The organism is Sinorhizobium sp. P24N7 (assembly GCF_042436655.1).
Classification (GTDB): domain Bacteria; phylum Pseudomonadota; class Alphaproteobacteria; order Rhizobiales; family Rhizobiaceae; genus Sinorhizobium; species Sinorhizobium meliloti_A.
Genome location: NZ_JBHMIW010000002.1, coordinates 317097 through 338534, shown reverse-complemented (window position 1 = coordinate 338534; position 21438 = coordinate 317097). Strand labels below are relative to the sequence as shown.

At 62.2% G+C, this 21438-nt stretch carries 14 protein-coding genes; 12 read left to right on the top strand and 2 right to left on the bottom strand.

Features of this window, described 5'->3' with window-relative positions; translation table 11 throughout:
- The first annotated feature begins 26 nt into the window (after positions 1-26).
- Complete coding sequence (locus ACFHWW_RS04290) at positions 27-5126, top strand: helicase-related protein (RefSeq protein WP_379937360.1); 5100 nt, start codon at positions 27-29, stop codon at positions 5124-5126.
- 251 nt (positions 5127-5377) lie between these two features.
- On the opposite strand, the gene ACFHWW_RS04285 is transcribed toward ACFHWW_RS04290, so the two are convergent.
- On the bottom strand, positions 5378-7081 hold the full coding sequence (locus tag ACFHWW_RS04285) for a phospholipase D-like domain-containing protein (protein ID WP_283067670.1): 1704 nt from the start codon (positions 7079-7081) through the stop codon (positions 5378-5380).
- Positions 7082-7475: 394 nt separating this feature from the next.
- On the opposite strand from ACFHWW_RS04285, the gene ACFHWW_RS04280 reads away from it, so the two are divergent.
- The 3 genes from ACFHWW_RS04280 to ACFHWW_RS04270 all read left to right on the top strand — a co-directional run bounded on the left by ACFHWW_RS04280 (position 7476) and on the right by ACFHWW_RS04270 (position 10662).
- Entirely contained in the window at positions 7476-9215 is a 1740-nt protein-coding gene (locus tag ACFHWW_RS04280) for a ParB/RepB/Spo0J family partition protein (protein ID WP_283067671.1), read from the top strand.
- Positions 9216-9310: 95 nt separating this feature from the next.
- Positions 9311-9781, top strand: a complete 471-nt coding sequence (locus ACFHWW_RS04275; protein ID WP_283067673.1) for a hypothetical protein — start codon at positions 9311-9313, stop codon at positions 9779-9781.
- Entirely contained in the window at positions 9778-10662 is an 885-nt protein-coding gene (locus ACFHWW_RS04270) for a DUF7007 domain-containing protein (protein ID WP_283067675.1), read from the top strand. The genes ACFHWW_RS04275 and ACFHWW_RS04270 overlap by 4 nt, the downstream gene beginning before the upstream one ends.
- Positions 10663-10694: 32 nt before the next feature.
- Here ACFHWW_RS04270 and ACFHWW_RS04265 read toward each other — a convergent pair whose 3' ends face one another.
- Positions 10695-10997: an alkylphosphonate utilization protein gene (locus tag ACFHWW_RS04265; RefSeq protein ID WP_283067678.1), complete on the bottom strand. Its 303-nt coding sequence runs from the start codon at positions 10995-10997 to the stop codon at positions 10695-10697.
- Positions 10998-11463: 466 nt separating this feature from the next.
- Here ACFHWW_RS04265 and ACFHWW_RS04260 point away from each other — a divergent pair, with 466 nt between their 5' ends.
- From ACFHWW_RS04260 to ACFHWW_RS04225, 8 genes are all read left to right on the top strand, one after another.
- The gene (locus tag ACFHWW_RS04260; protein ID WP_283067680.1) at positions 11464-12051 is read left to right on the top strand and encodes a hypothetical protein; all 588 of its coding nucleotides are present in this window, start codon (positions 11464-11466) and stop codon (positions 12049-12051) included.
- 302 nt (positions 12052-12353) lie between these two features.
- Complete coding sequence (locus tag ACFHWW_RS04255) at positions 12354-13280, top strand: ArdC family protein (protein WP_283067682.1); 927 nt, start codon at positions 12354-12356, stop codon at positions 13278-13280.
- 614 nt (positions 13281-13894) lie between these two features.
- A complete protein-coding gene (locus ACFHWW_RS04250) occupies positions 13895-14206 on the top strand; it encodes a DUF736 domain-containing protein (protein WP_283067684.1) in 312 nt (103 codons plus the stop codon).
- A 138-nt stretch (positions 14207-14344) separates the two neighbouring features.
- Positions 14345-14611 (top strand): type II toxin-antitoxin system prevent-host-death family antitoxin, encoded by a 267-nt coding sequence (locus tag ACFHWW_RS04245; RefSeq protein ID WP_283067686.1) that lies wholly within the window; start codon positions 14345-14347, stop codon positions 14609-14611.
- Positions 14608-15024, top strand: a complete 417-nt coding sequence (locus ACFHWW_RS04240; RefSeq protein WP_283067688.1) for a hypothetical protein — start codon at positions 14608-14610, stop codon at positions 15022-15024. Before ACFHWW_RS04245 ends, ACFHWW_RS04240 begins: the two co-directional genes overlap by 4 nt.
- 977 nt (positions 15025-16001) lie before the next feature.
- On the top strand, positions 16002-17411 hold the full coding sequence (locus tag ACFHWW_RS04235; protein WP_283065564.1) for a site-specific integrase: 1410 nt from the start codon (positions 16002-16004) through the stop codon (positions 17409-17411).
- Entirely contained in the window at positions 17408-19210 is a 1803-nt protein-coding gene (locus tag ACFHWW_RS04230; protein WP_283065562.1) for a hypothetical protein, read from the top strand. The genes ACFHWW_RS04235 and ACFHWW_RS04230 overlap by 4 nt, the downstream gene beginning before the upstream one ends.
- A complete protein-coding gene (locus ACFHWW_RS04225; RefSeq protein ID WP_283065560.1) occupies positions 19207-21360 on the top strand; it encodes an integrase in 2154 nt (717 codons plus the stop codon). The genes ACFHWW_RS04230 and ACFHWW_RS04225 overlap by 4 nt, the downstream gene beginning before the upstream one ends.
- Positions 21361-21438 lie beyond the last annotated feature (78 nt).

The window sequence follows — 21438 nt, the reverse complement described above, 5'->3', positions numbered from 1 at the left end:
TCGCCCTCTGACCAAGGAGCTATTCGATGAGCAATGATCCCTTCACCCTTGATATGTTCGCCGGCAGCGCGCTGTCGTCGGGTCTCGGGTTCGGCGTCACCGCATTTGGCGGCTTCGCTGCCAACGACGACGATCCCGATCCGACGCCGCCCTCCCCCTCCCCCGCGCTCCCTCTGCCGGCGGCCAAGCAGCCGGCGTCAAACAAACAGGCCCATCGCGCCAATTTCTATCTCGACGATGGCGACCGTGGCTTGGCCGCCACGTGGAAGGAACGCGCGCGAATAAATGTCGCCGCCATCCTGACTGCCAGCGAAATCGACAAGCAGGATCGGTCTGCCACACATGACGAGCAAGCGAGATTGATCCGGTTTACCGGTTTTGGCAGCTCGGATCTGGCGAATGGAATGTTCCGTCGCCCTGGTGAACCGGATTTCCGGGCGGCCTGGGAAGATCTCGGTAGTTCTCTGGAGTCGGCGGTCAGCGAGGCGGATTATGCTTCGCTGGCGCGCTGCACCCAATATGCCCACTTCACGCCCGAATTCGTAATACGGGCGATCTGGGCAGGCCTGCGGCGGCTCGGATGGCGCGGCGGCCGCGTGCTGGAACCCGGGATCGGGACGGGCCTGTTTCCGGCCCTGATGCCAAAGCTCTATCGCGACGTGAGCTACGTCACCGGCATCGAACTCGATCCGGTCACGGCGCGTATCGTCCGGCTGCTTCAGCCGAAAGCGCGAATCATCAACGCGGACTTCGCGCGCACCGACCTCAATCCAATCTACGATCTGGCCATCGGCAATCCGCCCTTCTCCGATCGGACGGTTCGCTCCGACGGGCACTATCGCTCGCTCGGTCTCAGGCTGCACGATTACTTCATCGCGCGGTCGATTGATATTTTAAAACCTGGCGCATTGGCTGCCTTCGTCACCAGCGCCGGTACACTGGACAAGGCCGACAGCAGGTGCCGAGAGCGTATTGCCAAATCCGCCGACCTAATCGCCGCCATCCGTCTACCCGAAGGCAGTTTCCGGCAAGATGCCGGTACCGACGTTGTGGTCGACATCCTGTTCTTCCGCAAGCGCAAGGCCGGCGAACCGACATGCGATCTCGCCTGGCTCGATCTGGAGGAAGCCCGCGCTGCGACCGAGGGGGAGGGGCCGATCCGCGTGAACCGCTGGTTTGCACGCCATCCGGATTTCGTGCTCGGTACCCATGCGCTCACTGTCGGGCAGTTCGGTGAAGGCTACACGTGCCTGCCGCGCGCCGGCGAGGACCTCACGGTGGTCTTGAATGCCGCCATTCAATTGCTTCCCGAGGGTATCTATGACGGCGAGCCCGGCGAAATTGACGTCGATCTCGAAGACGAGCTGGCCGAAATCGTCGACCTGAAACTCGACAGCACTCGGGTCCGCGAAGGCAGCTTCTTCATCGACAACAGGCACGGTCTCATGCAGATCGTCGACGGGGCGCCTGCGGCGATAACGGTGCGCAAGGGCCGCGGCACCGACGGCATCCCGGAAAAACATGTTCGCATCATCAAGAAACTGATCCCAATCCGCGACTCCGTGCGCGAGGTGCTGAAAGCGCAGGAGATGGACCGGCCCTGGCGCGACCTGCAGGTGCGGTTGCGTATCGCCTGGTCGAGTTTCGTGCGCGACTTCGGAGCGATCAATCATACGACGGTGTCGATCAGCGAAACCGAGGAGACTGGCGAGATCCGCGAGATCCATCGTCGCCCAAACCTTGCACCCTTTCTTGACGATCCGGATTGCTGGCTGGTCGCCTCGATCGAGGACTATGACATCGAAACCGATACGGCCAGGCCAGGCCCGATCTTCTCCGAGCGCGTCATTGCGCCCCCTGCCCCGCCTGTGATCAGCAACGCCGCCGATGCGTTGGCCGTCGTGCTCAACGATCGCGGCCATGTCGATCTTGAGCATATCGCCGAGCTCCTGCATTGCGAAAGCGATGCGGTCGTCGATGAGCTCGGTGATGCGATCTTTCGCGATCCGGCCGACGGCTCCTGGCAAACCTCGGACGCCTATCTCTCCGGCGCCGTGCGCACGAAACTCGCCGTCGCGGAAGCCGCGACCGGGCTCGATCCCGCTTATGAGCGCAATGTCCGTGCGCTTCAGGCCGTGCAGCCCGCCGATCTACGCCCGTCGGATATCACCGCACGGCTTGGCGCGCCCTGGATACCCGCGACCGATATCGTGCAATTCGTGTACGAAACGATGGGTGCCGAGATCAGGATCCATCACATGCCGGAACTCGGCTCATGGACCGTCGCGGCGCGGCAACTCGGATGGACGGCAGCCGGCACATCCGAATGGGGCACCGATCGCCGGCACGCCGGCGAGCTGCTCGCCGATGCGCTGAACAGCCGGGTGCCGCAGATCTTCGACGTGTTCAAGGATGCCGACGGCGAGCGGCGGGTCCTGAACGTCGTCGACACCGAAGCGGCGCGCGACAGGCTGCAGAAGATCAAGCAAGCGTTCCAGAACTGGGTCTGGACCGACCCCTATCGCACCGACCGGCTCGCGCGGGTCTATAACGATCGCTTCAACAATATCGCGCCCAGGCGTTTCGACGGCTCGCACCTGAAACTGCCCGGCGCCTCTGGCGCCTTTGTTCTTTATGAGCATCAGAAACGCGGCATCTGGCGCATCATTTCGTCCGGCTCGACCTATCTGGCGCACGCCGTCGGCGCCGGCAAGACGATGACGATGGCGGCAGCCATCATGGAACAGCGCCGGCTGGGGCTGATCGCCAAGGCGATGCTGGTGGTGCCCGGCCATTGCCTGGCACAGGCCGCCCGCGAATTTCTGGCGCTTTATCCGAATGCCCGCATTCTCGTCGCCGATGAGACCAACTTCACCAAAGACAAGCGGGCCCGGTTCCTGTCGCGCGCGGCAACGGCGAGCTGGGATGCGATCATCATCACCCATTCAGCGTTCCGGTTTATCGCCGTACCGTCGACCTTTGAACAACAGATGATCCAGGACGAGCTGCAGCTCTACGAGGATCTTCTCACCAAGGTCGACAGTGAGGATCGCGTTTCCCGCAAGCGGCTCGAACGGCTGAAGGAAGGCCTCAAGGAACGACTAGAGGCGCTGTCGACTCGCAAGGACGATCTGTTGACGATTTCCGAGATCGGCGTCGACCAGATCGTCGTCGATGAGGCGCAGGAGTTCCGCAAGCTTTCCTTCGCCACCAACATGTCGACCTTGAAAGGCATCGATCCGAATGGCTCGCAGCGCGCCTGGGACCTTTACGTCAAGTCACGCTTCATCGAGACGAAGAACCCCGGCCGCGCCCTGGTTCTTGCCTCGGGTACGCCGATCACCAACACGCTAGGAGAGATGTTCTCGGTCCAGCGCCTGCTCGGCCAAGCGGCGCTGGCCGAACGTGGCCTGCACGAGTTCGACGCCTGGGCTTCAACCTTCGGCGACACCACGACCGAGCTGGAGATCCAGCCGTCCGGCAAATACAAGCCGGTTAGCCGTTTTGCCTCCTTCGTCAATGTTCCCGAGTTGATCGCCATGTTCCGCAGCTTCGCGGACGTGGTGATGCCTGGGGATCTCCGAGAATATGTTAAAGTACCTGTTATCTCGACGGGCCGGCGGCAGATCCTGACGGCCAAGCCGACGCAGGCCTTCAAGAACTACCAGACGATCCTCGACGCCCGCATCAAGGCGATCGAGATGCGTGAGGGACCTGCGCATCCCGGCGACGACATCCTGCTCTCCGTCATCACCGACGGGCGCCATGCCGCCATCGACCTGCGCCTGGTCGATCCAGCCAATGACAATGAGCCGGACAACAAGCTCAACCTGTTGGTCCAGAACGCACATCGTATCTGGCGGGAAACCGCGCAAAGTACCTATCTGCGACCGGACGGCAAACCGTTCGATCTGCCCGGTGCGGCGCAAATGATCTTTTCCGATCTCGGCACCATCAATGTAGAGAAGACCAGAGGTTTTTCGGCCTACCGCTGGATCCGCGACGAGCTCGTCCGCATGGGCGTTCCGGCACCCGAAATCGCCTTCATGCAGGACTACAAGAAGACCGAGGCCAAGCAACGCCTGTTCGCAGACGTGCGCGCCGGCAAAATCCGCTTCCTGATCGGCTCGTCAGACACGATGGGAACCGGTGTGAACGCGCAGCTTCGCCTCAAGGCGCTGCATCATCTCGACGTCCCATGGCTGCCTTCGCAGATCGAACAACGGGAGGGCCGGATCGTGCGGCAGGGCAACCAGCATGATGAGGTCGACATCTTCGCATATGCCACGCAGGGTTCGCTCGACGCCAGCATGTGGCAGAACAACGAGCGCAAGGCCCGCTTCATCGCCGCGGCCTTGTCCGGTGACACGTCGATCCGCCGGCTCGAAGATCTTGGCGAGGGTGCTGCCAACCAGTTCGCCATGGCCAAGGCGATCGCGAGCGGCGACGAACGTCTGATGCAGAAGGCGGGGCTAGAGGCCGATATTGCCCGTCTCGAACGGCTGCGCGCCGCCCATGACGACGACCAGTATGCGGTGCGTCGGCAGATCCGCGATGCCCAACGCGCCATAGAGATTTCGATCCGGCGCATCGCCGAGATCGGCAGGGACATCGAGCGTCTCATTCCGACGGCTGGCGATGCCTTCGTCATGACGATCAAGGACAAGGCTTACGACGAGCGGAAGCTTGCCGGACGCGCGCTTATGAAGGAAATTCTCACCCTCGTCCAACTCCAGCAGGAGAAGGAAGTCGTCATCGCCTCGATCGGCGGCTTCGATCTGGTCCATTCCGGCGAATGTTTCGGTAAGGGAGATGGATATCGCTATACGACCCTGCTTCAGCGCACTGATGCGGACTACGAGATCGATTTGCCGGTAACTGTGACGCCGCTCGGCGCCGTCTCCCGCCTCGAGCATGCGCTTGACGGGTTTGAAGACGAGCAGAACCACTATCAACGCCGCCTGGAGGAAGCGCAGCGGCGCCTTGCCTCCTATCGCTCGCGTCAGGGCGGCGCGTTCGCCTTTGCGGACGAACTGGCCGAGAAGCGCAGGCGGCTTCGGGGCGTCGATGAGGCATTGGCGGCCGCTGCACGCGATGAAACGGCAGACGCATCAGACGCGGCTTAAGGCACCGCCAATTGCTGACATGCGTTCGCGCACATGGTTTTAGAAGCAGCAGCGCAGCAAGTGCATAGCTGCATTGCACAATAAATGTTTTCCATCCGATCAAAAAATGAGCATTGGTGCCACAGCTGATGCACATGGCGGCTTCCTCCCAGTTCCGCCGTATCAGCTGTTCCCTCTGGAGGTTAATTGACCTCCACACTTCATGGGCCGCGGTTTCCGCTGGCCCATTTTTTTCTGCAGATCACGCAGCCTCAGGCTTCGGGGCGCCAGAATGCCAGCATCCGCTTGGTTTCACCGGTTGTGCGCCGGCGCTGCCACTTGGGATCGCGCGACAGATATTGAAACGGATCCCTGTCGTCCCGCTCGGCTTCTTCCAGATAAGCCCGCCAACGATAGTGGTTGTAGGTCTGCACCGCATTGATGGCGTAGTGCATGGCGATCTCCCTGTGACCGCGGATTACGATGAAGTTCTCATCGTTGTCCCGACTGGCCGCCTTCGAGAAGTTGTGCGAACCGGTAACGACAATGGGGTCATCGCTGAACGGGTCGATCACCAGGACCTTCGAGTGCGTGATTGCGTGGCCGATGCTGTTCCTGAATTCGTTCGCGGTTCCTTCGACCGCCCATCGGCCGACGGACATATCCACGCCGGTTGCCTGGGCCGTATCGAGGAAGAACTGCTCGGGAACCTGCTTCAGCAACTTGAAATCTTCAAGCCCGTTGCTCGTCAATTGCGTCGCGACCCCGCGAACATAGAGGTCCTTCTCGCTCTGCATCCGAAGGAGGGTCCGCACCGGTTCATTCCCCGGCTGGAACATGACGAAGAAAATGCCTTGGCGCGCGCCCTTCACGAGTTCGACCAGCTCCTTGATATCGATCTCGCGGCTGACCTTGGAGAACCAGCTGTCGACCTTGGCGGCTCCAAGGGCAATATCCCGCCTTGGCTTGTTGTTCGATTCTAACAGTTCGTCCGAGAAGGCGTGGCCGGCGCCTTTGAGGAGCTCGAATTGCGCCTCGAAACGCGTGGCCAGCCCGGCATTTTCGATCAGGATGCCGTTGTTGAGCTGCGTGCAAAGGCCGGTGGGCGTCCAGTTGAGACTACCGGTCCAGACTTTTGCGGGACGAAACAGATCACCGTCCCGCTCACCGATGACGACGAACTTGTTATGCGCAAGACCGTCCGGCGCCAGGAACCTGTCGTATATGACGCAGCCCGCGTCGTTCAGGCGGGCGCGGGCCTTGGCGTTCTCATCGTCACCCTCGTGTTTGACGCTCCCGTTCGCAAGTACGATATGTGCACGCTCGCCGATGGCCGCGAGGCCATCGAGCAGTTCCTCATCGCTGAGTTCGTAAAGTGCCGCGTGAAGCTCGAGTTGAGGCGTGCGCTCCACCTCGCTCATCATGGCAAGAACGGTTTCGCGGAGCGTTCCGCCGAGAAAATTGCGAACGCTACGGTCCACTTCCTCGCTGATGATGACGGCCTTTTCCTTGAGCTCCTGTAGGGTGATTCCTTTCTCCTTCATGTACCGTGCCATGAACTGGGACAGGACAAAGCCCCGGTTGAAATGGACGCTGACCCCGTCGCCGCAATCAGCCGTCAGGCGCCATGTCGATGACCAGTCGCTCGCCGGCCCGTCCGTCAGTTTTCCATCAGCTCCGACGACCCGCGCGATGACGCGATAGGATATGACGTCGCCGAGATCAGCGGCATGATCGGTCCAGTCGTAGCGTTGAAACGGCCACATGTCGGACGGGCGCGACCTGTAGCGTTCGCCATGGGGATCGAGTTCGACGTCGTCCTTGAACCCGACGCGATTGGACAGGAACTTTGGCTCTGCATCGCCTCGCTTGCACTGGATTGCGAAGCCCAGGCATCCGGCGATGTCTTCCTGATGCGACCACACCAGGTGAACATCGTCCGCGTTCGAAAATACCTTCAACGCGATTTCAGACATCAAACCCTCCCCTTGTTCGATCTCACCGGATCGCCAGCTACGTTGACTGGATCATGTATAGGCAAGGAATAGTTGTGCGCGTGTGACAGTGGATCACTTCGAAGTGGGTTTGAAGCAGGAGTAATCGTCCAAGGAAGAAAAAAGAGCGGAGAAAAGGTGAAACCCGTCGCAGATCGGTCCGCCGGCTGCCGCTGGCGCTCAACCGCGCCTCTCGCCATCCCGGCCACTCGTCCTTCGCAGGGCTGTCAGCCCCGCTCGTCCGTCGCGGCAGCGATGCTCGGCCGCAGTTGCACCCGGCCGGCCGCTCCGCGCTCCGGGTCGTGTCTTCGGGAAGAAAGAAGACGCGAGAAGGACCGGTAGAGGGCCGTGTCCAAATCCCGAGAAGGAGCATCCCATGCAACTGATGAAGCTCGATCCGCGTGCGCTGAAGGACAACCCCGACAACACGCGCCAGTCGAAGTCGACGCCGCAGGCGGACGCCCTGCTACTGGCGACGATCAAGGCCGTCGGCGTGATCCAGCCGCCCGTCATTTTCCCGGAAGCTGGCGGCAATGGTTACATCATCGAAGCCGGTCACCGCCGCACCCGCATGGCGATCGCCGCCGGCATCGAGGAAATCGACGTGATTGTCGTCGAGGCGGCCAACGACAACGGCGCAATGCGCTCGATGATCGAGAACATCGCCCGCGAACCGCTCAATCCCGTCGATCAATGGCGTGGCATCGAACGCCTGGTCGCGCTCGGCTGGACCGAGGAGGCGATTGCCGTGGCGCTCGCGCTTCCCATCCGCCAGATCCGCAAGCTCCGTTTGCTTGCCAACGTCCTGCCCGCCATGCTCGACCAGATGGTCAAGGGCGACATGCCGAACGAACAGCATCTCAGGACGATCGCGGCCGCCTCGCCCGACGAGCAGAAGGAGGTCTGGAAAGCCCACAAGCCGAAGAAGGGCGACGCTGCGGCCTGGTGGCAGATCGCCAACGGCCTCTCTAAAACCCGCATGTATGCCCGCGATGCGCGTTTTGGCGACGATCTCCGGCAGGCATACGGCATCGAGTGGGCGGAAGACCTGTTCGGCCCGGCCGACGAGGACAATCGGTACACTACCAACGTCGAAGCCTTTCTCGGCGCCCAGCAGGAATGGATGAGCAGCAATCTCCCAAAGAAGGGCGCAATCGTCGAAGTCAACAATTGGGGCCAGCCGGAACTGCCGAAGAAGGCAAGCCAAGTCTACGGCAAGCCGGCCAAAGGCGACTGCACCGCGATGTACCTCGATCGCGACGGAAAGGTGCAGACGGCGCACTACCGGATGCCCGAGACCAGGCCCGCCAAGGGCAAGGACGACGCGGACGTCATCGATGCACCCAAAACACGGGCGGATGTCACGCGCGCAGGTTTCGACATGATCGGCGACTTCCGTACCGACGCCCTGCACGAAGCGCTTGCCCGGGCGCCGATCGAGGACGAGACGCTGATGGCGATGCTTGTTCTCGCCTTTGCCGGGCAGAACGTCTCAGTCGACTCCGGCTCGGAAACGTCGCAGCATCTCTACGGCTCCAGGCGCTTCGCGCGTCACGCCGTCCGGCTTATCGGCGAAACCGGCAAGCTCGAGGTTGACAGGGATACGCTTCGCGCGGTCGCGAGGCTGACCCTGATCGATGCGCTTTCGGCGCGCACGAACCGAACGGACAGCGGCATCGTCGCTCGCATCGCCGGCGATGCCGTCGGAGCCGACAGCTATCTCCCGAACATGGGCACGGACGAGTTTCTGTCATGCCTGTCGCGGGCGTCGCTCGAAGCGTCAGGCGCGGCGGTAAATGTTCCGCCCCGGCCTCGGGTGAAGGACACACGGGCGGCCCTGATCGAGCATTTCAGGGAAGTGCGCTTTGTGCACCCCTCCGCACTTTTCACTCCAGACGATACGAAGCTGGCCGAATGGCTCGCCAAGAACATAGAGCATGGCGGCGAGGACGACGATGCACCTGCTGAAGAGCCGGTGCACGGCATTGAGGGTGTGGGCGGCCTTGAGCCGGAAGATCCGGCTGACGATGAAACGGTGGTCGAACCTGATCTGCAGACCGACGCCGATGGGTGCAACGACGATCTCGACATCCCATACGCGAGCGCAGCCGAGTAGCCGCCCCTCCCTATTCCCTCCGATCTATCTCTGCCGCCGGCCATCACCGGCGGCGGTTTGGTTTCCAGCAATTGCCAACTTCACGGAGAGCATGCATGTCCGCATCCCTAATCTATGATCTCGCCCCGATCGGTTCCATCGTCAGCTGGTCCGACGGCACCCCGCGCCCGCAGGAACGCTTCAAAAAGAAGCTCGCCGCCTGGCAGACCCGCAACAGCCGAGGCCGGCTGATCCACAAGGAAGGTCCGCGTCAGCTCGGCAACTACGCTTCGTCGGGTTATTTAACGCTCCATGAGGCGGACTTCGGCGGCAGGAACGTCGCCATGCGCGTTCACCGAACCTTCGCACTCGAATCCGACTTGGTGTTTAAGGTCATCGAACGTCCGCCGATCGGGTCGGTCCGCGTTTTCGATCGGGCCGGCTCGTCGCGGGAGCTGGTTCACCTCGCCGAGAACCATGAAGGCGCAAAAGCGTGGCTGCGCGAGCACGGCTATCCCAACGCAGTGCTCGAACCCGTGACGGCCGATGAAATCGCCGCCGATCACATCGAAGGGAGGGCAGTATGAATACGCCAGCTCTTCAATGGTCAGAAGCCGCCACCACCGACGAACCGGAGGTGGAGTTTGAACGAAGTGCCGACGGTTTGCCGGTCGCCCGTGTGGGCGACCTCGTCTTCGCGATGGTACCCGGACGCGACGGCCGGCACTTCCTTACGAGCGCCTGGCGTGTCAGCCGGCCGCTTGCCGACCTCAAGCGCGGTGATTTCTACTCGCATCATGGCTCTGTCGCGGATGAAGCAGCGTTCCAAGCGCGCATGATCGAACAGGCGGAACACAGCCGCGAGCTGCGGTTGCTTGCGCGACAGACAGTCCGGATGACTTTGAGCACGCCGTGGGGGCCATCGCAGGACGCCACCGTATACGCCAGTGGCATTGTATCCCACACGACGGCCGGGCATGGCGGCTTCAAGCTTTCCGCCGCGCGTAATGCCAACGTCCATCCGACCTTGCGGGGGGATGGCGGTTGGTATGAAGAGGACGCCGCATGGGCAATCATCGCGCTGACGTTTCCGGACTTGTTCACGACCTATGAGCGGAAGGAGGCTGACAAAACGGTCCGCGACAACTGGCCGGAGGCCTGGGAGGCGATCTACGGTCGCTCTCTCGAGCCCGGCGAGTCTCACGAGAAGGATCGGCAGGCGTTCGGGAGGGTGCATGCCGGCGAGTGGATCGTCATCGCCGCGCTGCGTTCGGATCATCATCCAGGCATGACCGAGGTGATCGCCACCATCGGCGGCAGCCGCAAGGAGCTGGCCGAGGAGCGCCGGTTCCTCATCCCGAGCGACGAATATGAGGTCGGCCGGTTCGGCTTCATCATCGATGAGGCGCGACATGCCGCCTATGACGGCCTTTCCAGTTTCGCCGGTCGGCGTGGGAGGGGCGCGTGATGTCCGCTTCCATAATCCGATGGCGCAGTTGCTCAGCGCTTGCGGACGAACTCCGTGCGCAGGACCAGTCCCTTAATCGTGTCGTGCCGGCAGTCGATCTCTTCGGGGTTGTCGGTGAGTCGGATCGACCGGATGACCGTGCCCTGCTTGAGCGTTTGGCCGGCGCCTTTCACCTTGAGGTCCTTGATCAGGACCACGGAGTCTCCATCGGCAAGAACATTGCCGGATGCGTCATGGACCTCCGCAGCTTTCGCGGCCTCCGCGGCGATCTCCGAAGCCGGCCGCCATTCGCCGGTCACCTCGTCGTAGACGTACTCATCGTTCTGGTTGCTCATGTCTGCCCTGCCGTCGTGCCGTGTTCACTTGATGCCGTCGTGCTCTCGGCAACGGCGGCTAAACCCGAGTGAGCCTTTATCCCGGACGTGCCGCGAAATCAAATCGCAGCCAGAATCGGCGGAAGATATCGCAGCGGCTGCGGGATCCCCTCCATTCAACGGCCTCTGTGTGTCGAACCAGCTTCTTGCCGGCTTGCCCTTCGGTTTCGTTGCGGTCTGAACCGGCGGCCGATCGTTTCAAGGCCGCGTTCCGCGCCGCGGGGCGGCCGGACCACACCGTTCTCGCAAAGCAGGTCGGCGCGCTTCGCGAGGGCAGGCTACCCTGCTTGCGCGCTTCCCGGCTTCGCTCGTCCTGGCGGGCCCGGACCCTGAAACGCCCGTCTTCCGCCGGCTCCTTTCGACCGCACCGAAGGGCAAACCGGCAAGAGCCGGAACCGCTTCGGGGAAACCGTGAAAGGAACAACCTATGGCCAAGGCCGCAACCCAATCCCGCCCGTCCGCTCGCGCTATGCAAATTCGAAAGGGCGCCACCATCGAGATGGTTAGGCTCACTTGCCCGGACGCCGCCCAGGCGCTGGCGATCGCCGAGAGCTTCGGAACGGCCGTGATCGACGGTGACGGGATCCGAGACCTGCATGAGCGCCTAATCATCGAGACGGCCGAGAGCCTTTCCGACGGGCTCGGCGAACGGGCCATGCAGATCCATCTCCAACGCATCGTCGGCGCCTATGTCGGGTCCGCTCACGGCGCCGGCCAGTTTTACAGCCGTGCAGTGTCCGAAGCACGTGACGCCACGGCGAAAGCGGCCAGTGACGCCCGCGACGAGGATCTCGACGGTCCCGTCGGTTACGACAGCGCCGCTCAGCGCAAGCGCGAATTTGCCGCCGACATGGGCGTTCAGTCCCATTCTCTCCGCATGGCTGCCGAAGGCGCCGTCGCCGCTTACGAGCAGGTGGTCGGCGAGGTCTGGAAGCCGTTCGACCGCCCGGTCGACAACCCCGGCGCATCACTCGACCGCAAGGCGGCCGAAGCGCAGATGGCGGCACTTGGCTGATCTGCTTCCGGCGGGGCTTCGGTCCCGCCTTCTCTTCTCTTTGACCGACGGCTGGCTCCTTTTGAGCCAGCCTTTTCGTATGTCGAAGGCAAAGCAAAGGGGGAAGACGATCAGCTTGGGCGCCATCGCTTACCCGTCCGGCTCTGGTCCTGCCGGGGCCGGGAATTAAGCCGCAAGGGCTTCGCCCTCCTCCACATGCGTTCCGGCGCTTGTCCAGCATGCGCCCTCCCCTTTACCCCGGCCTTTGGACCGCCGTGACGGGTCGCGATCGGCCCGGCTTGGAAATTGGAGGTATCGGAAAAATGAGCAGGAAGCATGAAACGCAGCGTGCGGACATCTATAGCCGTATCGCAGATCGGATCATCGAGGACCTGGCCCGCGGCGTGAAACCATGGATGAAGCCCTGGCATGACCGCAACCTGCATGGCCGGATCACACGCCCGCTCCGGCACAACGGACAACCCTATTCCGGAATGAACGTTCTGCTGCTTTGGTCAGAAGGCATCGCCCGAGGCTTCGCTTCGCCGACGTGGATGACGTTCAAGCAGGCGTTGGAATTGGGCGCGACGGTCCGCAAGGGTGAAACCGGCTCCACGGTCGTCTTTGCCAGCCGCTTCACAAAAACGGAAGGCGACGGCAACGGCGGTGAGGTCGATCGCGAGATCCCCTTCTTGAAGGCCTACACCGTATTCAATGTCGAGCAGATCGACGGGCTGCCGGAACACTATTATCACCGGCCGACACCGGTTTGCGATCCTGTTGCACGGATCCAGATCGCCGATCGCTTCTTCCGCAACACCGGCGCGGTGATCCGCCATGGCGGAAACCAGGCTTTCTTTGCGCCTGCCAGCGACCTCATTCAGATGCCGATGTTCGAGAGCTTCAGGGACGCGGCAAGCTACTATGCGACGCTTAGCCATGAGGCTACGCATTGGACGGCGCCGGCGGATCGTGTCGGCCGTGATCTCAGCCGCTATGCCAAGGACAAGACGGAGCGCGCGCGAGAGGAATTGATTGCGGAACTCGGCAGTTGTTTCCTGTGCGCGGACCTTGGCATCGCACCGGAGCTGGAGCCTCGGCCGGACCATGCGTCTTACCTCGCCTCGTGGCTCAACGTTCTGGCCGACGATAAGCGGGCGATCTTCCAGGCTGCGGCCCATGCCCAGCGTGCGGTAAGCTTCTTGCACGGTCTCCAGTCCGGTCAGGCCGAGGAGAGAGCGGCTGCGTAGCACCGCTCGGGGTCGGTCGTTGTCCCGCCAACGGCAGAAGCTCTTTCTGCTCTCTTTAGGTGAGGATGTCCTGTTCGGGCGTGAGGTCCAGCCTTCCCCAGATCGAAGTTTTCCGGTCGCTTGATTTCGGCGATAACCGGCTTTGCCTGCTGACGCATAGATCCTCCAGGCGACGAATCGCGAGCACGACGGTATCGCCTTGGTTCCAGGAGGCAATGGCCGGTCGGGACGGGGTTGTCGCCTGCGAAGTCGACCCCGTGAAATGGAGGCCAGGCAACGGAATTGCCCCTGCAAATGCTCCGTCACGGCGACACGCGGCGGGGTCGCCATCACCATATTCCTTCGATCTGCCGTGTTAGGCCACACCCCCGCGGGCTCGATGAGGCATGTCTGATCGGCGAGCGGCTGCGCCTCGATCGTCCTCCCGCAACCGCCGTCGAAAACTTTCTTCCCCTGAGCGCTCAGGCGCTCATTCCGCGCGGAGCAACAAAGCTTCTCCCGGCGGCCCTTCACGCTGTTTCGGCCCTTCGGGTGCGGTCCGATCGCCCCCGATCCCTGCGACAGCCATCGAGGCCGCGGTGGGCGCGGCCCGATACAACGAAAGGAACATGACAATGGCTACCATCGGCACCTTTACCGCAAACGAAAACGGCTTCACCGGCTCGATCCGCACCCTCGCCCTCAACGTCAAAGCTCGCATCGCCCGCATCGAAAACCCCTCCGACAAGGGCCCGCACTTCCGCATCTACGCGGGTGCCGTCGAACTCGGCGCAGCCTGGCAGAAGCGCTCCAGCGAGAGCGATCGCGACTATCTTTCGGTCAAGCTCGACGACCCGAGCTTCCCGGCTCCGATCTACGCGACGCTGACGGAGGTCGAGGGCGAAGGTGGCTTCCAGCTCATCTGGTCGCGCCCGAACCGGGACTGATATTCTCGGTTGGCCTCGCCGCCCAGGCGGGGCCTTAATCGCGGAAATACACAGCATTTACAACAATACTGTAAATGCTGGATTTGCGTCGGTTCTGATGCTATGGTGCCCGTCGGCAAAGACATCTGGAGAATCAACATGCCTCGCACCGATGGTTCCTACTCAACAAGCGATCTTTCCCGAAAGTCCGGCGATATCATCGCCGAGGCGTTGCGCCATCCGGTCACGATCACCCAACGCAACAAGCCGCGCCTCGTCCTTCTTAATATCGATGACTACGAACGGCTGATCCGGCAATCCGATGCCCGTTCAGTCGGCACACTCGAAACAATGCCGAGCGAGCTGCTCAAAGAATTCGAGGCGGCGGTGGACGCCTATGCGGGGACCGACGAGACCAACCGATGAGCAGCTATGATGACATGCAGACCGCGACGGTCATCCGTTATCCCTATTTATGGGCGCGACAAGCCCGAAAGGGGGAGACAGAGGGGCGAAAGGATCGGCCAGTCGCCGTCGGTGTGAGGCTTGCCCGACCTGACGGCGACTTGGTTCTGTTTTTCCCGATCACCACCAAGCAGCCCGAGCAGACTCGCTTCGCGGCTGAAATTCCGGCCATGGAGAAGCGGCGGGCGGGACTCGATGCAGACCTGCGCCTCTGGATCATCCTCGATGAATTCAACACCGATATCGTTGGCCGCTCCTTCTACATCGAGCCCGAGCCTCCGATCGGGCGGTTCAGCAAAGCGTTCTTCCTTCCCGTCCTCCGCGAGTTCATCGCGCGCCGCAAATCGCTAGCCGAGATTAGCCGGATCAGATAGCACACTCGGAGATTCGTACTCGGACGAGTGGGCCGGACGTGCCCTCCGGCCGGCAGGAGGCCATAAGAAGTGGTGGCGCGTCATTCCGATGTCTTCGATGAGGTTGTGGCGATCGTTGCGGATTGGTGTTGGATCGCCGGCTGCTCGGTTCTGTCGGGCCGACAAGTCATCGAGGCAGGCACTGAGGCATATGTGCCAGTGCTATCCGCTCGGTCTGGTGCGCCTTGGAACGGCCATGACGGTGGCCGGAGGATAGCGGGTCGCCCCGGTGCCGGGGCGGTCTATCGCGTGGCTGCTCCCACCGCTGTCAATGACGCGCCCTCCGCGGGCCTATGAGGCATGTCTGATCGGAGAACGGCTCCGCCTCGAGCGTCCTCCCGCAACGGCGAAACAACAAAGTTCCTCCCGGCCCCCAGGCTGTTCCGGCCTTGTGGGATGCGGCCCGAGCCAGGACTGAGCAGCTACCGGCCCCGATCGCCAAGCGGGGCCAACGCTCGTCGCAGAAGCCCGGGAAACAGGCATCGAGCCGGTTTCCGGCTTTTCGGTGCCAAACGAGAGGTAGGGTCTGCTCAGACCGTGCCATTTTGCCGTGGTGAAAGAGCAGCCTCAAGGACGAGCGGTTCCCCCAAAATGCTGGCGCATTTCGGCTCCCCCACCCGCCGCGGTGCGGTCGCGTCGCGCTCCTTGACCCCGCCCTCTCGCCACGCCCGCGGTCGTCATCTTTCTCAAACATCAGGAGATGACGCGATGACAATCGAACAGCATATCGAAGAACTGCGCGCCTTATCTTGACAGTCTGCACCGACTCTAGCGGTCTTCCAAACGTCGATGCACATGCTGAGGGAGGCGCTTTCCAGGCCGGCCGCAGCGCTCCCACATAGCTGGCGGAGGCCGGCCTGGAGAGTGCCGGGCAGCTCTAGCACCTCCCGTTGACGCGGGCTCCCCGGGTGGGGGTCCGGGGGAGGGTTGAACAAGCTGTGGATACTGTCGTTGCGTCATCAAGCATCACGATCGAGGAGCGGAGGGCTGCTGACGGCCTCGACGCCTATGTTCCGCGAATCCTGCGAGGCGGTGCGCTCTACGATCCCAATGTTGATCGCTTCTTCCTCAATCTGCCCCTCAATGGCGTCCGCTCACGTCATTCCCTTCGCGCCTACGGCTACGACATCGCTGTTTGGCTACGCTTCCTTGCCGATGCCCGCGACAAGATGGTCTGGGAAGCCGATCGGGAAGACGTCGAGGCCTTCCATCGCATCCGCAGAAGGGGCGAGCCCGGAAGCCGGATCTCGGCGGCATCATGGAACCGGTCGGTCGCGGCAATAGACAAGCTTTATGAGTGGGGCGTGCGTGAGGGACTTCTGTCTTCCAGCCCATTTTCGCATCGGGAGGTCTGGCGTCGTAATCGCACGCGGGGCCAAGGCCAGATTGTCGCGCGCAACGATGCATTCGAACGGCGCGTAAAGCGAACGGACATCCGTTTCGTCACGCTTGAGGATTTCCGAAGATTTCGGGATGTAGGACTGCGTGGCCTTACTCCGGATGGAGCGGAACGGCCTGGAGCTCGCGACAGGAACGGGCTTCGCAACGCGCTGTTTGCGGACATGCTGGTGGTAACCGGCTTGAGGCTCGAAGAGGCATCGTTTCTCTTGGCCTTCGAAGTCGACGCTTTGCCGGCGTCCGGTTCCTCGATCCGTCAGACATGGTTCAATCTGCCCGCAGGTCTCACCAAAGGCGAGCGAGGGCGGGCGGTCCTTGTTCCTGACGGGTTGCTTCAGCGGCTCCGGACCTACATTCGTGTGGAACGCGCGCATGCCTTGGCAAAGTTCAAGGCCCGTCAAGGTTGGAGTTTGATAGAGCGGCCGATCTTTATCCGCCGGCCGGTCGCCGGCCCGGCCAGCCTTGTGCTAGCCGACGGACGAACTGTTCCGCTGGAGGTCTTCTCGCCGGACGAACGGGAGCGTCTCGTCATCTGTGATCCGGACAATGCACCCGCCGAGCCGGCAGTGCTATGGCTGACCGAGGTTGGTCAGCCGGTGCGCCCAAACTCCTGGGAGGTGGCGTTCGCCCGTGCCTGCCGTCGCTGCCAGGCGAACGGATCTCCGATCGACATCAGCCCACATCAACTTCGGCACACCTTTGCGGTCCATATGCTGGCGATGCTGATCCAGCGCCAGCTCGAAGGCAGATCCTCGGCGATCTCCGCCGGACCCGCGGAAGGTTACCGCAGACTGCTCGGAGATCCTCTTCAGCAGGTGCAGCGGCTTCTCGGGCATGCGAGCCTTGAGACCACTTCCCTCTACCTCGACCATATCGCCACGCGCGCAGACACCGTCGATACCGCCGTCGCCGAACTGCTCGCGCTGCTGCCAAGCGGAGGCCGGCTATGAGCACCCGTCCTCGCAAGGGTCAGCCCGTCGCGTTCAGTCGCGAACTCGCCGTCCCTCCACCGGTGGCGGCAGAGGCGATATCGGGTCTGCGATTTAACATTCAGACGCAAGATGGCGGCGAGGTTCTGGTTGACTACGCTCATCTGACGCCGCGCTGGCTCGCACTTGCGTTCGCCGGTGCGCTGCGGCGACTTGCCGGTCTCGGCGGGCGCCTGTCCGTCAGATCGACTGTGGCGGCCTACGCCCGCATCCTGCCGCTGTTTTTCGCCTATATGACAGAGACGGAGGACGTGCCCAATGCTCCGGAACTCCTTCAGGCGCGCCACATCGATGGCTTCGAAGCCTGGTTGGCGGTAAAGGGCAAGTCGCCCATCCACCTGCTGACGATCCTGACGAAGGTCATCGTGGCTTTGCGAGAGGTTGCCTCTGAAGGAACGATCACCTTTTCCGACGCGCTGCGCGACCGGCTGGCCTATACGACGTTGAGGCCAATACCCTCGTCGCGTCCCCGCGATGCATACAGCCCCTACATTGCGAGTCAGCTTCGCGATGCAGCTCGTGCGGATATCGGGCGTATCTTCCAACGGTTTCGCGAGCCCAGGCCGGTTGCCACAGACTCCGATCTAAAGGTCCTGGAAGACAGCGTACATACGCACATCGATGCGAGAGGCATTCTCCTTCATACCGATCGCAAATATAAAGCTCTTCTGCACGCCCGAAGGGTTCGAGGTCTCTCGTCGGAGAACTTCTGTCATCAGCTTCACGAATGGCACTATCTAACCTCGCACGACGTCATTCCGCTGACGGTGTTTCTGGCGCTCGAGACCGGTCTGGAGATCGAGTGCTGCAAAACCTTGACCGTCGATTGTCTCCAGAACTCGGCAAACGGAACGGTGGAGATTGCCTATATCAAACGCCGAGCCCGTGGCGCTGAGTACAAGACGCTTCGGGTGCGCGACGGCAGTCCACGCACGCCAGGTGGCCTCATCCGCCAAATCGTCGCCATGACGGCAACTGCCCGTCGACACCGGCCAAGCGACTGCCTTTGGCTGCATTACGGATCCGGTGGACTAAAATCCGGGCTAAAGCATCCGCAGCATCTCATCGATGGGTGGACGACAAAGCACAATATTCTCGATGACGATGGGCACCCGCTCCATCTGGCGCTTTCACACCTTCGCAAGACGCACAAGGCGCTCTGGTATTTGAAGACCGAAGGGCACATGACGCGCTTTGCCGTCGGTCATACGCGGGAGGTGGCTGCGCGGCACTACGCTGATGTTCCGGCACTGCGCCCCCTACACGAGACCGTCATCGCCGATGCCTTCACCGAGGCGGTCGCATCGGCCTTGTCGCCGATCATTCTGACACCAGAGAAGGAGGATGCCTGGCGGAGCGATCCGGTCACTGCCTCAGCCGCCGCTCCGGCGGGAAGTGACCCGATTTCTCTGCTCGATGGAGAACAGGATATCTGGCTGGCCAGCTGCGGCGGTTTCTTTTCCAGCCCCCATGGCGAACCCGGATCGCCTTGCTCTCTGCCGTTCTGGGGCTGCCTCGAGTGTCCGAACGCGGTCATCACCGCCCGCAAGCTCCCCGCCATCCTATCCTTCCTTGGGTTCCTCGAAGATCAGCGCCGTTCGCTTTCCGCCAATCACTGGGCGATGAAGTTCGCGGCCGCGCATGCCCGCATCACCAGGCAGATCTTGCCGGCCTTTTCTGCGGTGACGGTTGCCGAAGCTCGTAGTCTGCTCGCGCACGAGCCGGTTTCAGTCTACCTGCCGCCGGAGGCGTTACTTTGAAGACCGCACGTTCCCCTTACGCCGCCACCGCGGTCGCGGACGATCGCCCGGTGCTGGCAACAGCGCCGCTGCATGCTGGCTTCGACAGGTCCTCTCTGTCGCGATATAGCGATGCTCGATGGGATTTGGGACCTGCGGTTTTTCGGGAGAATGCGCGCCGCTCCGATACCAGGGTGGACTTTGATTCCATTGACGACCCAGACATTGCGGCGGCCATTCGCGACTATCTCTACGTGCGTCTGAACACGGACCTGCCTGGCTACAAAATGCGTGCGCCTCCGGTGAGCGTGCGCCGCCTCTTTCGTTTCGCTCTGAACTTTTTCAATTTCGTCAAGGACGATCGCGGAGTCTGTGATCTGCGCCATGTTGATCAGGCGTTGCTCGACCGCTTCGCCAAATCTCTCCGCGACGGACGGCGGCCGATCATCGTCACGCAGTGGTTGGGGATCGTTTTCGACCTCTATGCCTTCCGTAACCACCTATCCGTGGCGAAGCTGTCCTTCGAGCCATGGCACGGTCGCAGGCCCGCCGAGGTTGCGGGTTATCGTTTCTCCGTCGAGGAGAACCGGACGCCCCGTATCCCCGAGGACATCATCCGGCCCCTTCTTGCCTGGTCGCTCAAATACGTCACAGTGTTCGCACCCGACATTCTCGCCGCGCGCAACGAACTGCGAATGCTCGAAGAGCATCACGCGATGTTGATCGCCGAAGACGCGCTGGCACATCGCAATGAACGGCGGGCCCGCCGCAAAGCCCGCCTGATTGCCTACCTCGACGAACGCCGCAAGCAGGGCCGTGGTGTCCCCGCCTGGCCGGTCAGGATCGGCGGACGATTTTCATCAGCCGGATCGGAGCCGCCCTTGAACTGGCAGCTCATCTATCTGCATGCCGGCGCCGATGCCAACCTTCGGCGACCTCTCGATGAACGCCCCGGCGATGGTGCCCGCCAGATCGTCGAAGCTGCGGTCCACGAGCTCGGGACCGAGGTCGGCGGAATGGATACGCCGATTTCTATCGATCCCGACACCGGCAATCCCTGGCGGGCCCGGTTCGACGCAAGAGCACTCGCGGTGGAGGAGCGGATGCTGCAGGCCGCCTGTTATATCGTCTGCTCCTATCTGACCGGCATGCGCGACAGCGAGGTCCAGGCCATGCGGCCCGGCTGCCTCTCTGTCACCCGCACCGAGGACGGCCTGATCGACAGGCATCGAGTAAGGTCAGTTGCCTATAAGGGGAAGGAAACGCGTGGCGACGAGGCCGAGTGGATTACCATTGCGCCCGTCGCGGCCGCGATCGCGGTGCTCGAACAGCTCATCATGCGATCCGTCGAACGCCGCGGTACTGAGACGCTCTGGCCGGTTCTCTTTATTGCACGGGCACGCAAGCATACTCTCTCGACAGACATCGTGACCCGACTGAACCAGTTTCGCGATCATCTGAATGAACGCTTCGGAACCGCAGGCGAGCCGGTCGTTCCGGCCGGCCCCAATGGGCGCCCGTGGCAACTGACGACACGTCAGTTTCGCCGGACGATTGCCTGGCACATCGCCAATCGGCCCTTCGGAACGATTGCCGGCATGATCCAATACAAACACGTCTCCGTCGCGGCCTTTGAAGGTTATGCGGGTTCGAGCCGCTCAGGCTTCCGTGCCGAAGTCGAGACGGAACGTCGTCTCGGGCAGATGGACGACATACTCACCTATTTCGATGAACGGCAACTCGGAGCAGGTCTCTTCGGCCCTGCTGCAGGGCGGATCGGCAGATCGCTGGACGCCGCAGCGGCCGAGCTTCAACCGCTTCCAGGCATCATCGCCGACCGTGGTCGCCTCCGCGTCCTGCTGGCGGACACGGCACGAACACTCCACGTCGGCGTGCTGGCCGACTGCTTCTTCGACCCTGCCACCGCTGTCTGTCTCCGCCACGCCGCCTCAGGCGACCAGATCGCTCCGATGATCTCGTTGTGCGAACCGTCCCGATGCCCGAACGCCTGCATCACAACGCGCCATCGTCCCGCATGGGCGGATGCCGCGGAGAACGCCAGGGCAATCCTCAAGGAAAAGAGGCTGTCGGAACTGCAGCGGCTTGCCGTGGGCAAAGACCTGCAACGGATCGAGAAGATCTTATCCGATATCGAGGTAATGTGCGGCTGACCTCCTAGAAATACGGTCGCGCCCCCTGGTCGGGGTCGCGGGTTCTCTTCTTTCTGCCGTCCCATTCTACGGCTGCTC